This is a genomic window from Vagococcus allomyrinae (assembly GCF_017829975.1).
Taxonomy (GTDB): domain Bacteria; phylum Bacillota; class Bacilli; order Lactobacillales; family Vagococcaceae; genus Vagococcus_D; species Vagococcus_D allomyrinae.
Map to the genome: position 1 here is coordinate 24,941 of NZ_JAEEGA010000006.1, position 12,406 is coordinate 37,346.

At 40.6% G+C, this 12,406-nt stretch carries 12 protein-coding genes and 1 pseudogene; 11 read left to right on the forward strand and 2 right to left on the reverse strand.

The window, feature by feature from the left end:
* The first annotated feature begins 1 nt into the window (after position 1).
* Positions 2 to 661 (forward strand): potassium channel family protein, encoded by a 660-nt coding sequence (locus tag I6N95_RS10230; protein WP_209527283.1) that lies wholly within the window; start codon positions 2 to 4, stop codon positions 659 to 661.
* Between the two features lie 80 nt (positions 662 to 741).
* Positions 742 to 1,041, forward strand: coding sequence for a HesB/YadR/YfhF family protein (locus I6N95_RS10235; protein ID WP_209527285.1), 300 nt, complete (start codon positions 742 to 744; stop codon positions 1,039 to 1,041).
* 106 nt (positions 1,042 to 1,147) lie between these two features.
* Here the strand turns inward: I6N95_RS10235 and I6N95_RS10240 are convergent, their stop codons facing one another.
* Both I6N95_RS10240 and I6N95_RS10245 read right to left on the reverse strand, forming a co-directional pair.
* Positions 1,148 to 2,104 carry a phosphoglycerate dehydrogenase gene (locus I6N95_RS10240; protein WP_209527287.1) on the reverse strand — a complete coding sequence of 319 codons (957 nt, stop codon included), beginning with the start codon at positions 2,102 to 2,104 and terminating at the stop codon, positions 1,148 to 1,150.
* Positions 2,105 to 2,223: 119 nt separating this feature from the next.
* Positions 2,224 to 3,036 carry a DUF1189 domain-containing protein gene (locus tag I6N95_RS10245; protein WP_209527289.1) on the reverse strand — a complete coding sequence of 271 codons (813 nt, stop codon included), beginning with the start codon at positions 3,034 to 3,036 and terminating at the stop codon, positions 2,224 to 2,226.
* A gap of 229 nt (positions 3,037 to 3,265) precedes the next feature.
* Between I6N95_RS10245 and I6N95_RS10250 the strand changes: the two genes are divergently transcribed.
* From I6N95_RS10250 to coaD, 9 genes and pseudogenes are all read left to right on the forward strand, one after another.
* Positions 3,266 to 3,874, forward strand: coding sequence for a superoxide dismutase (locus I6N95_RS10250; RefSeq protein WP_209527290.1), 609 nt, complete (start codon positions 3,266 to 3,268; stop codon positions 3,872 to 3,874).
* 254 nt (positions 3,875 to 4,128) lie between these two features.
* Positions 4,129 to 4,421, forward strand: a pseudogene (locus I6N95_RS10255) (Fpa/YlaN family protein).
* A 14-nt stretch (positions 4,422 to 4,435) separates the two neighbouring features.
* The gene (locus tag I6N95_RS10260; protein WP_209527292.1) at positions 4,436 to 5,641 is read left to right on the forward strand and encodes an FtsW/RodA/SpoVE family cell cycle protein; all 1,206 of its coding nucleotides are present in this window, start codon (positions 4,436 to 4,438) and stop codon (positions 5,639 to 5,641) included.
* Positions 5,642 to 5,669: 28 nt separating this feature from the next.
* Entirely contained in the window at positions 5,670 to 9,095 is a 3,426-nt protein-coding gene (locus I6N95_RS10265) for a pyruvate carboxylase (RefSeq protein WP_209527294.1), read from the forward strand.
* A 39-nt stretch (positions 9,096 to 9,134) separates the two neighbouring features.
* Complete coding sequence (locus I6N95_RS10270) at positions 9,135 to 10,337, forward strand: CAP-associated domain-containing protein (RefSeq protein ID WP_209527296.1); 1,203 nt, start codon at positions 9,135 to 9,137, stop codon at positions 10,335 to 10,337.
* 33 nt (positions 10,338 to 10,370) lie between these two features.
* Entirely contained in the window at positions 10,371 to 10,799 is a 429-nt protein-coding gene (locus I6N95_RS10275; protein ID WP_209527298.1) for a YlbF/YmcA family competence regulator, read from the forward strand.
* Entirely contained in the window at positions 10,789 to 11,142 is a 354-nt protein-coding gene (locus I6N95_RS10280) for a YlbG family protein (protein ID WP_347340545.1), read from the forward strand. The genes I6N95_RS10275 and I6N95_RS10280 overlap by 11 nt, the downstream gene beginning before the upstream one ends.
* A 205-nt stretch (positions 11,143 to 11,347) precedes the next feature.
* Positions 11,348 to 11,896 (forward strand): 16S rRNA (guanine(966)-N(2))-methyltransferase RsmD, encoded by a 549-nt coding sequence (gene rsmD, locus I6N95_RS10285; RefSeq protein WP_209527302.1) that lies wholly within the window; start codon positions 11,348 to 11,350, stop codon positions 11,894 to 11,896.
* A 6-nt stretch (positions 11,897 to 11,902) separates the two neighbouring features.
* A complete protein-coding gene (gene coaD, locus I6N95_RS10290; protein WP_209527304.1) occupies positions 11,903 to 12,388 on the forward strand; it encodes a pantetheine-phosphate adenylyltransferase in 486 nt (161 codons plus the stop codon).
* The last annotated feature ends 18 nt before the right edge of the window (positions 12,389 to 12,406 follow it).

Genomic DNA, 12,406 nt, shown 5'->3' on the forward strand with positions numbered 1-12,406 from the left:
GATGAAACAAAACTTTGCGATTATAGGCTTAGGACGTTTTGGGGGCAGTCTCTGTGAAACACTCATTGAGTCTGGTCAGGAAGTATTGGCAATTGATCGCGATGAAGATCGGATCAATGAGTATATGAATATTGCGACGCATGCCGTTGTGGCCAATGCCATTGACGAAATGACCTTGCGTTCGCTGGGGCTGCGTAACTTTGATCACGTGATCATTGCGATTGGCGAAGACATTCAAGCTAGTATCTTAGTGACGTTAATGGCCAAGGAAATGGGTGTGCCAAACGTGACAGCTAAAGCACAAAATGAGTACCACGCTAAGGTACTTTATAAAATTGGCGCAGATCGCGTGGTTCATCCTGAGCGAGATATGGGCATTAAAGTAGCTCATAATCTGGTCTCAAAGAACATCTTGGACTATTTGGAATTGTCCGATGAGTATTCATTAGCTGAAGTCAAAGTGACCAATCCTAAGTTTTTTGATAAAAACTTACTGGAATTAAATTTTCGCCAAAAGTTTGGCCTGAACATTGTGGCAATTCGGCGGGGAGAGCGGCTGATTATTTCTCCTTTAGCAGAAGAACTGGTCTTGAAGAACGATTGTCTGCTTTTAATTGGGGCCGATGAAGACGTGGAACGGTTGGATGCTAAGATGCAGTAAGAGAGTTGAAAGCAAAATGACCGAATATTTTTTCTTTTTATGCTAGAATAGAGTTATTAAAAAGGAAAGTGGGTTATTTTATGAAAATTACAGTTTCTCCAAAAGCGCAAAAGTGGTTTACTGAAGAGTTAGAATTGGAAACTGGCGACAATGTCCGCTTCTTTGGTAAGTACGGTGGCGCAACAAATGTTCATGCAGGTTTTACAACAGGGATGGAAGTGACAAAGCCTCATCATGAGTTATTAGGCAGTGTGGCTGAAGGTGGTATTAACTATTTTGCTGAAGAAACAGATGACTGGTTCTTTCATGGCCATGATTTATTAGTGGACTACGATGAGAAAAAAGATGAGCCAACCTATTTCTACACAGAAGATAACTAGCATGAGAATCTTCCATCGAATAAGTAAAGTTTATAACTAAAATAGACACCAAACCGAGAGGGTTTGCTGTCTATTTTTTGTTAGGTGTTTATTGAAAGGTGAGCTTTTAGTAACCTTGGTCAAATTTAACTTGGTTTCGCAACAAGCGACCTGTTTTCAGGTATTCTTGAAGATTATCTGAAAGAATCGCAAAGAACCGTCTGTTGTACTCTGTTGTTTTTCCAGAGATGTGGGGAGTGATCAAAACATTCTCCATTTGCCAAAGGGGATGATCTTCCGCAAGGGGTTCGTCCTCAAACACATCAATTCCCGCAAAACCAATTGTTCCAGAGTGACAGGCGTTAATCAGAGCCTCTGTATCGACTGATGGACCCCGTCCTACATTGATAAAGACTGCTCCGTCTTTCATGTGTTTAAAACGGTTAGCATCGTAAAAATGGTAGGTATCGGGAGTTAAAGGCAAGATGTTGACAACAATATCCATCTCAGGTAACACATGGTTAATTTCCGATTGGGGGTAGGTTGCGTCAAAATCATTTAAAGGATAACCTGATCGATTGATGCCATAGACCTTGACACCAAGAATCGTGGCTACCTTCCCTAGTTGGCGGCCAATGGCGCCAGTGCCGACAATTAACATCGACTGACCATTCAGTTCAGTCGTCGTGATTCGATTGTTCCAGCGTTGCTGGGCTTGGTTGTTGATCGCCGAGCGCAATCCCCGATAGTGGCTGAGCAACATGCCAATAACCGTTTCGCTGATGGGAATACTGTGAACACCACTGGCATTGGACAATAAAATATTTTTTTCTTTTAGTTTCGCCAAAGGTAGATCATCCACTCCAGCTGAATAGACTTGAAGCCATTTTAAGCGACTGGTTGGGGAGTCCAGTATCTTGTTGCCTAAATCATCTCGCCAACTGACAATGATTTCCACGTCGTCCAAATTGACGGAGGTGGCCTCTTCAACCGTGATAATTCGATAGTTTGCTGCGATACCTTTTAGTGAGGCGAGGTAATCATCTGATATACTTCTCATTAATAATATAAGTGGTTGGCTCATGAAACTCCTCCTTGAATTAACTTTATCTACTGTCATTGTAACAAAAGGGCTGACAGTTTGAAACGATCTTGTTTAGCTAAAAAAAAAACGAGCCAGTAGTCACTAGCTCGTTTTGCCGCTTATTCTTTTCGAGTCATATCTGGTAAGGTGGGTTTAATCACTCTCATGTAAATAAAGAAAGTCAACACCATTAAAATATAATTAGCATTAAACGCAGGAATCAGGACCATGGCCAAAGTGGTTAAGATCGTCGGAATTGTGGCTGAAAAGCTGACGATTTTGAATGTTTCTGAAAAGCGCATGGTTCCTCGGCGCATGCGATTAAAAATATTTGCTAATAAGCTAATCATCAAAATATTGAGCAAAAAATCAAAGGCAATCGGCAATAAGGCGATTAAAAAGGAGATGACAACAAGACGACTGACGCTAGTTGAGGACTGAGCTGTACTTGTTAACCACTCTTTTGTTAATATCTGACTGTCAATATTTTTATAGGGAATCTTCATTAACGTTGAAGGGACCAGAGAGGTCAGCAGGTTTTCATCTGTAACAGCAAAAACAAATTGATCTTTTAATAGACCGACTCCGATAATGTTGCCGATCAGGTCATTTTGCAAATCACTGGCTTCGCGTTTCCCCTCTGGATCAAAGGTGAAAATTAAGTAATCAGTTTGATAAATAAAGCCTGCATCTTTTTGATCAGTGCGTAACTGATCATCCGAGATCTCAAAATCAGGTAATTGATCAGTGATGGCCTTTAAGTCATCTTGAACGGTTCCTACGACATTTTCAATTTCAATACCAATTGGGATAAACATCACAACACTTAACAACAACAAGTATAAGAATGTTTTGGGAAATGATTTGTCCTTCGCAAATAACAAGTTTTGCGGCTGCCTAAAAGCGGATTTAAATAATTGAAATAAACTCATGTGTTCTCCTTTTTATGGGTCATTGTGACACCATAGATTTTGACTAATTGAGATGAAAGTGGTCGTCTATGACTTTTACCTCATCCTCGTCATTGTAAACTTTTTAGTTGAGAAATACAAGGAGCGACAGTTTACCTAAAAAGTAAGCATTTCCTTTGATTATGGTTTTGAATAGTGATACAGTTAAGGTGTTGAGATTAACAACAGACTATCTATTGGAGGTATTAGAATGACTTACACTTTACCAGAATTACCTTATGCATACGACGCTTTAGAGCCACATGTTGACGTAGAAACCATGCACTTGCATCACGATAAGCATCACAATACATATGTGACTAACTTAAATGCAGCGATTGAAAAACATCCTGAATTAGGTAGCAAGTCAATAGAAGAATTAGTAGCAGATTTAGCTAATGTACCGGCAGATATTCGTACGGCAGTTCAAAACAACGGTGGTGGACATGCGAATCACAGTTTCTTTTGGGAAATCATGGCGCCTAATGCTGGTGGCGAACCAACAGGAGACGTTAAAACAGCAATCGATGAAACTTTTGGTAGCTTTGATGCCTTTAAAGAACAATTTGCAGCGGCTGCAACGGGTCGATTTGGCTCAGGATGGGCTTGGTTAGTTGTGAATAACGGTAAACTTGAAATCACTTCAACTGCCAACCAAGATTCTCCATTAACAGATGGTAAAACACCGATCTTAGGGCTAGATGTGTGGGAACACGCCTACTATAAAAAATATAGTAACGTTCGTCCTGACTACATTAAAGCTTTTTGGAATGTGGTTAACTGGGATGAAGTTAACAAACGTTTAGCAGCAGCTAAATAATTGTGATTAAGTTGAACTCTGGAGGAAAATCCTCTAGGGTTTTTTTATACACTCTATTTGGGGGCGAAGCCAAGGTGAACGACTTACTAAGCAAACGGCTTTTATAAAAAAACATCCCGTTCTATCTGTCAAAAGTAAAATATTACGCTAGAAGACGAATGAATGAGGAATATTTTAGGGTAAAAGTGTGGTCTACGCTATTAAAAAAGTGTCAATTTGTGCTATAATAAGTGAATTAGATAGGAGGGCCAAACATGGAGACAGAAATCTCAAAAAAGTTCGCGATTGACGTTTTAGATCAGGATGCGAAAAAAATTAGACAATTAATTAGTAATCAACGTAATCACTTATGTATCGCTCAATGTAAAGCTTTTGAGGAAGTAGTCGATACACAAATGTACGGCTTTTCTAGGCAAGTGGACTACGCAGTTCGATTAGGCATCATGAGCTCTAAGGAAGGGATAAGATTTTAGCTGAACTTGAACAAGAGCTAAATCAAGTTTACAATGATGTGTATGATGAACAAAAGGAAAGTAATGCGGAGTAGGAGGTCAGAGACCATTGGCCAAGAAAACTAAAAAAATATTTTACATGGATTATGGAATTTTAATCCCCTATTTAATTTTATCAGTAACCGGAGTAATCATGTCATTTAGCGCCAGCTCGTATCGTTTATTAGTAGGAGGCAAAAATTGGTGGGAAGACGGCGCAAAACAGGCCGCCTTTTTACTTATTGGTCTAGTTGCTATTTGGTTGATTTATAAAATGAAAACAGGGGTCTATCAAAACAAACAATTTATCATGTTTGCCATTTCAATCATCGGTTCGCTCTTGATTTTAACGCGACTGATTGGGACGGAAATAAATGGAGCCTATGGTTGGTTGTATGTTGGCCCCATTGGCATCCAGCCAGCGGAATTTTTGAAGATCATGATTATCTGGTATTTGGCTTATATTTTTGCTAGGCGCCAAGAAGGGATCGTCAAGGATTTTAAAGAAGCAACGTTAAGACCGCTACTGTTAGTCGGATTTTTAATCGGCTTGGTCTTAATTCAACCTGATACCGGGGGCGCTGCTATCTTAGTTTTGATTTTGTTAGTAATGGTGCTTGCTAGCGGTATCAGTTATGTCTATTCATTGGTCATAGGTGGTGGTGGCATTGCCCTAAGTGTTATCGGCATTGAGCTGATTGGGTTAATTCCTAAAAGTTGGTACCCAAGCAGTTTTAGTCATGTCTATGACCGCTTTGCCTCTTTTAAGAACCCTTTTGATTTTGTCTATAGTAGTGGGCATCAGATGGTGAACTCGTATTATGCCATCTATCATGGTGGCTGGTTCGGTCAAGGGTTAGGCAACAGCATCCAGAAAAAAGGCTTCTTACCAGAAGCCCATTCAGATTTTATGTTTTCAATCATTATAGAAGAATTAGGCTTAATCGTGGCGATTCTTTTATTAGGATTATTATTATTTTTAATCTTGCGAATTATTATGGTAGGCATTCGTGCCTCAACCCCATTTAATTCCTTGATGTGTATTGGGATTGGCGGTATGTTGCTAATTCAAACATTTGTTAACGTTGGTGGGATTACCGGGATTATCCCGCTAACAGGAGTGACATTCCCCTTCCTAAGTCAGGGAGGATCAAGTTTGTTAACTTTATCCATCAGTATAGGATTTGTGCTTAATATTCGGGCTGATGAACTGCGCAAACGGCATCAATTACAGCTGCAACAACAAGCTGATTTGGTCCAATTGCCGATAGATTAATGTAAATGAAGAAAAGGTGGGAACTAGTATGGAAAAAGTCTTAGTAGCAAATCGTGGCGAGATTGCCATTCGTGTATTTCGTGCGTGTACTGAATTAAATATTCGCACAGTCGGTATTTATGCCGAAGAAGATGAAGGGTCAATGCATCGCTTTAAAGCAGATGAAGCCTATCAAGTGGGCAAAGGGAAAAAACCAATTGATGCTTATTTAGATATTGAGGGGATTTTGGAAGTAGCCAAGGAATCGGGAGCCGACGCTATTCACCCTGGATATGGGTTTTTATCTGAGAATTTACAATTTGCGAAACGTTGTGAAGAAGAGGGCATTATTTTTATTGGTCCCTCAACTCATCATTTAGATATTTTTGGTGATAAAATCAAAGCCAAAGAAGCGGCTATTGCAGCAGGTATTTCATCGATTCCTGGGACAGATGGCCCTGTCTCATCTGTGGAAGATGTTTTAGCTTTTGGTGATGAATTTGGTTATCCAGTGATGATTAAAGCCGCCCTTGGTGGTGGTGGCCGCGGCATGCGGGTGGCCCACTCAGCGGCAGAAGCTAAAGATGGGTATGAACGAGCGAAAAGTGAAGCCAAAGCGGCGTTTGGTAGCGATGAAGTTTATGTTGAAAAATACATATCAAACCCTAAACATATTGAAGTTCAAATTTTAGGGGACACTCACGGGAATGTCATTCATCTATTTGAACGTGATTGTTCGGTTCAACGACGTCATCAAAAAGTCGTGGAGGTAGCACCTTGTGTTGCCATGACCGATGCTTTCCGTGAACGCATTTGCGGAGCGGCAGTTCAGTTGATGAAACATGTTGGTTACATCAATGCTGGAACGGTTGAATTTTTAGTCGAAGGGGACAATTTCTACTTTATCGAAGTTAACCCACGGGTTCAAGTAGAGCATACGATTACCGAGTTAGTGACGGATATTGACATCGTTGTCAGCCAAATTTTAATTGCTGATGGTCAAGACATTCATAAAGACATCATGATCCCCCAACAACAAGATATTCAATTAAGAGGAACGGCGATTCAGTGTCGGATTACAACAGAAGACCCATTAAACGACTTTATGCCAGATACAGGTACCATTGATACCTATCGCTCGCCAGGTGGTTTAGGCGTTCGTTTGGATATTGGTAATGCGTATGTGGGCTCAAGTGTGACCCCTTATTTTGATTCATTGTTAGTTAAAGTTTGTACCTTTGGCACAGATTTTGAAAAGAGTGTTAATCGGATGAACCGCGCCTTAAAAGAGTTTAGAATTCGCGGGGTTAAAACCAACGTGGCATTCTTGTTCAACGTGATTAATCACCCACGCTTTAAGTCGGGCCAAGCTGAGACGACCTTTATTGACAATACGCCTGAGTTATTTGATTTCCCTGAGTTACGGGATGCTGGAAATAAAACACTGAAATACATCGGTGAAGTGACGGTTAATGGTTTCCCAGGTGTTGGGAAAGAAGTTAAACAGTTTTTTGATAAACCTAAACTACCAACAAATCTAGTAAAAAAAGAATTGATTACCGCTAAAAACATCCTTGATTCTGAAGGCGCTGATGGTGTAGTCAAATGGATCGAACGTCAGGAAAATGTCCTTTTAACGGATACTACCTTCCGTGACGCTCACCAAAGCTTATTAGCCACTCGTGTGAGAACGCGGGATATTAACAAGATCGCTCGTTATACCGAAGAAGCTATTCCAGAGTTGTTCTCAAGCGAGATGTGGGGCGGGGCAACTTTCGACGTAGCCTATCGTTTCCTCAGCGAGGATCCATGGGTTCGTCTCCGTAAATTGCGTGAGAAAATGCCTAATACCTTGTTGCAAATGTTATTCCGTGGTTCTAATGCTGTCGGCTATCAAAACTATCCTGATAATGTGATTGAAGAATTTATTAAAGAATCCGCTCGTCAGGGAATTGACGTTTTCCGTATTTTTGATAGTCTAAACTGGCTGCCACAAATGGAAAAAAGCATTCAGTATGTTCGCGATTCAGGTAAAATTGCCGAGGCAGCCATCTGTTATACCGGGGACATCAATGACCCAAGTCGCGCCAAGTACAACGTACAATACTACAAAGATATGGCCTTGGAATTACAACGTTTAGGGGCTCATATTATTGCCATTAAAGACATGGCAGGCTTGTTAAAACCACAAGCGGCTTACCGCTTAATCAGTGAATTAAAAGCAACCGTTGATGTGCCAATTCACTTACACACCCATGATACTAGTGGTAACGGCATTATCACTTACTCCGCGGCAACCAAAGCCGGCGTCGATATTGTCGATGTGGCCATCAGCGCCATGAGTAGTTCAACCAGCCAACCAAGTATCAGCAGTTTGTATTATGCCTTGGTCAATGGAGAACGGACACCGGATATTAACATTGACAACGTTCAAAAGTTAAATCATTATTGGGAAAGTGCTCGCGCCTTTTATCATTCATTTGAAAATGGTATTAGCGCACCGCAAACTGAAGTTTATTCTCATGAAATGCCTGGTGGTCAATATTCTAACTTACAACAACAAGCGAAAGCAGTTGGCTTAGGCGAGAAATGGGAAGATGTTAAGAAAATGTATGCAACGGTTAACCAGATGTTTGGGGATATCGTGAAAGTGACGCCTTCATCAAAAGTAGTGGGAGACATGGCCTTATTTATGGTCCAAAACGAATTGACAGAAGAAGATGTTTATGAAAAAGGCGAGGACTTAAACTTCCCTGAATCAGTTGTCAGCTTGTTCAAAGGCGATTTAGGTCAACCAACAGGTGGCTTCCCTGAGAAATTAAAAGCCTTGGTCTTAAAAGGGAAACCATCAATTGAAGTTCGACCAGGCTCCTTAGCCGCCCCTGTTAATTTTGAAGAGGTTAAAGCCGAATTAGCCGCATTGATTGGAGCAGAACCAAGCCATGAAGATGTTTTGAGCTATTTAATGTACCCCCAAGTTTTCTTGGATTACACGAAGATGCACAATGAATTTGGCAATGTTACTTTACTGGACACGCCGACATTCTTCTACGGTATGCGTCCAAACGAGACCGTCCATTTGGAAATTGAAAAAGGCAAGACTTTAATTATCACTCTAGATCAAATTGGCGAACCCAACCTCGAAGGTAAACGAATCTTATTCTTCACCTTTAATGGTCAGCGTCGTGAGATCATTGTTAAAGACAGCAACATCAAATCACTTGTGACCTTAAAACAAAAAGCAGAACCGACCAAACGTGAACACGTTGGCGCAACCATGTCAGGCTCAGTCTTAGAAGTTTTAGTGAAAAGTGGCGACAAGGTCCAAAAAGGTGACCCACTCTTAGTAACAGAAGCGATGAAGATGGAAACCACCATTCAAGCACCATTTGAAGGAACCGTAATGACTGTCCACGTTAGTAACGGCGAACCGATCTTATCCGGTGATTTACTAGTTGAAATGGCCGCTAAATAGACTATTCCACTGGGAACTTTAAGTGAAAGGAGGGCTTTTATGAAACGTTTTGGTCAATTTGTACTGTTGTTCCTGGGTTTCATGATTTTAGCCTATGCCCTCCCAGTCATTTTCCCTAAAGAGGAAAGTAACACACCAGCTCTAACAGAGGAAAAGACGGATGTGACAGTGTCGCACACGTCTTTTCCTTATGGGGAACTGAATGCGACCGGCTTTGCTCAGTACATCGATCAACCAACTGAGGAATTTACGAAGGTTTACGGCGAACCGATTGAAATTCAACAAACAGCACTAGGCTATGATTGGTGGATCTTAGGTGAGAACCAACACGATTATTTGCAAGTGGCTGTTAAAAATAATAAAATAGCGTCGATCTTTGCTTTGGGCGACGAGTTGTTAAATGATCCTTTTGAAGTGGGAATGGATTTATCAGATATTTCGGAGATTACTACAATCTATCCCAATTTCGATTTCGATAAAAAAGAAGTCAATTATCGCATTGAGTTAAGTGAAGAAGACATGAACTACCGTCCTTTAGTGGCCTTTGATAATGGCAGTTTTGCGATTTTGCATTTAACCCAGGAAACAGGTAAACTAATAGGGGTTAGATACCTTAATAAGTCTACTTTACTGCGCTTGATGCCCTACCAATTGAATGAAGGGGAATTGACTGATAAAGTCGTGGACGAGGAGACGGATTGGCAATTGGTTAATTCAGATAGTCAGCGACAGCTCCAGTCAATTTTAACCATTCTGCGACAACGAGGAAAATATGAGCCTTACGATTATCCCAAAGACTTAACAGAAGCAACGCAGAAAGCTTTGACGCGGTTTATGAACGATCCTGGAAAGATCCTGAGCAAAGAGCGTTTAGTGGAGTGGCAAGCTCATGAGAATCGTTATGAGTTTAATCAGCCCTTTCGCTTGACCACTGAGGAATTTACCAAAGTGTTGGAAGCCGATGGGGTCAACGCTAAAGATCTTCATGGGATTTTATATACCCCAAGCTATGATGTACCTTTTTTGATGATGACTTGGTACAGTGAAGCCCTAAGTCAATCGCAATTTACTCATAAAAAGGATCGGGAAGTTGGCATAGCCTTTTATCGGGATGCAGTCTTATTCGTTTTTTCGGAGCGCCCGCTAGACACTGTTAACACCACCACAAAAGATCCGGAAAGCAGTTCTGTAGTGGAAAGTGTTGAAGAATCGACTCCTGCGCAAAGTGGCGAGGGGAATTGATTTCGACTAAGGTTTGTGAAGGGAGGATACTAAATGATTTATACTGAAGAAGTCTTTGAAATAGAAGATTGTGTGTTGGAATTGTGTCAAAAAATTATTAGTAGTCCACAGGCGACAGAACACCTACACAATCGTTTTTCAATTGAAAATGATCTAAAAACGAAAGTCAAAGAACAGGAATTTATCAAGGCTCGAGAAGCGTATGAACGGATTGAAGCATACGGTAAACATGCTCCAGATTATACGGAGAAGCGTCGTAAATTGCGACAAGAAAAACGTCAGCTAGATATGGATGAACATGTGTCAGCCTTTCGTGTCAGCGAGCGAGAGTTACAAGAGGTTTTGGATCGAGTGACCTATGGTATTGCACAAAGTGTCTCGAAAGACATCAAGATAGATGCTGGCAACCCATTTTTCGAGTTTGCTGATAAAGGATGCGGAGGTAGTTGTAGTGTCGGATAATATTATTGAAAAAAGTTTAACGTTTAAAGTGATTCCAAGACGATCATTGATCGTTTGGGTCTATAGTTTACGTCAATTGAAAGTGCTAAAACGTTATGGAACAATTTCTCATGTGTCGCGAAAAATGAAGTATGTGGTGATTTACATGGATGAGATTGAGGTAGAGAAAAACGTTGAGGCGTTAAATAAATTGCATTTTGTCCGAAGCGTAGAACGTTCTTACCGTCCAGATATTGCCATGGACTTTGGGAAGCGCGTTGGCACTGATGAAGCTTTAAAAGAAGATGACGGCTTTGAAATCGAAGAATTATCGGCAACGATTACTTTGGTTGAAGAAGTATAAGCATGAATCATTCTCACTAACTTGCTGAAAAACTCATAAGTTAGTGAGAAATTTCATGCTTTTTTCGTATAATTTTGCCATAATATTGGTATAATATAAGCGTTGTGTAAATAGTCAGCTATTGATGCCTAACTGCTACTAATCAATTGTTAGCGTAAGGGCTATCCCATAGGTAAGCAAAGAGCTAGAGAAAGTTGAGTGAGAAATGAGAGTTGTATCTGGAGAGTATGGTGGACGCCGTTTAAAATCTTTACCTGGAGATAATACTAGGCCAACGACAGATAAAGTAAAAGAATCCATTTTTAACCGAATAGGCCCCTTTTTCGATGGGGGGAAGGTGTTAGATTTATTTGCAGGTAGTGGAGGCTTGGCGATTGAGGCTATTTCTCGTGGTTGTCAACATGCTGTCTGCGTGGATAAAAGCTATCAAGCCATTTCAGTTATCAAAGAAAATATTGCTATTACCAAAGAGCCCGACAAGTTTACGGTAATCAAAGGAGACGCCAATCGTGTATTAGAACGCTTAGCAAAGGAGGGCCAGTCATTTGATTATCTCTTTTTGGACCCACCCTATGCCCAACAAGAGATTGTTGTTCAGATAGAAAAAATGCTCTCCCTTGGTTTGGTGAAGGCAGAAGCGTTGCTGATATGTGAAACTGACAAAAGCGTGGCGTTGCCTGATGATATCTCAGGTTTAAGCCTTTGGAAACGCCAAAATTATGGTGGCACGGAAGTTGTCATTTATGAAAGGTAGAGTAAAATGAAAAAAATTGCTTTATTTCCAGGAAGTTTTGATCCTTTTACAAGTGGTCATTTGAACACCGTTGAACGTGCAGCTGAGCTCTTTGATGAAGTCATCGTTGGGATCTTTACCAATACAACTAAAAAAAGTTTGTTCACAATCGACGAAAAAGTGACGTTAGCGGAAGAGGCGACGGAAACGCTCGTAAACGTGCGAATCATGGCTCAATCAGAAGGCTTGACCGTCGATATTGCGGATAAACTTGGTGCCAAATTTTTAATCCGTGGGATCCGCAATATTACGGATTACGAGTATGAAAAAAATATTGCCTTTATGAATGCTAAATTAAACAGCAAGGTTGAGACTGTTTTTTTATTGGCAGATGAAAAATACAGTAATGTCAGTTCGAGCATTATTAAAGAGATTGCCAAATTTCAGGGAGATGTTTCAAGCTTTGTGCCACCCTGTGTCAATCAAGCGATTGTTGAAAAATACCGTAACTAATAGAGAAGATGAGTGTGA

Excerpts from the sequence above, each read along its gene's own strand:
- I6N95_RS10230 (WP_209527283.1), top strand. The coding sequence starts at position 2 with ATGAAACAAAACTTTGCGATTATAGGCTTAGGACGTTTTGGGGGCAGT.
- I6N95_RS10235 (WP_209527285.1), top strand. The coding sequence starts at position 742 with ATGAAAATTACAGTTTCTCCAAAAGCGCAAAAGTGGTTTACTGAAGAG.
- I6N95_RS10240 (WP_209527287.1), bottom strand. The coding sequence starts at position 2,104 with ATGAGCCAACCACTTATATTATTAATGAGAAGTATATCAGATGATTAC.
- I6N95_RS10245 (WP_209527289.1), bottom strand. The coding sequence starts at position 3,036 with ATGAGTTTATTTCAATTATTTAAATCCGCTTTTAGGCAGCCGCAAAAC.
- I6N95_RS10250 (WP_209527290.1), top strand. The coding sequence starts at position 3,266 with ATGACTTACACTTTACCAGAATTACCTTATGCATACGACGCTTTAGAG.
- I6N95_RS10265 (WP_209527294.1), top strand. The coding sequence starts at position 5,670 with ATGGAAAAAGTCTTAGTAGCAAATCGTGGCGAGATTGCCATTCGTGTA.
- I6N95_RS10270 (WP_209527296.1), top strand. The coding sequence starts at position 9,135 with ATGAAACGTTTTGGTCAATTTGTACTGTTGTTCCTGGGTTTCATGATT.
- I6N95_RS10275 (WP_209527298.1), top strand. The coding sequence starts at position 10,371 with ATGATTTATACTGAAGAAGTCTTTGAAATAGAAGATTGTGTGTTGGAA.
- rsmD (WP_209527302.1), top strand. The coding sequence starts at position 11,348 with ATGAGAGTTGTATCTGGAGAGTATGGTGGACGCCGTTTAAAATCTTTA.
- coaD (WP_209527304.1), top strand. The coding sequence starts at position 11,903 with ATGAAAAAAATTGCTTTATTTCCAGGAAGTTTTGATCCTTTTACAAGT.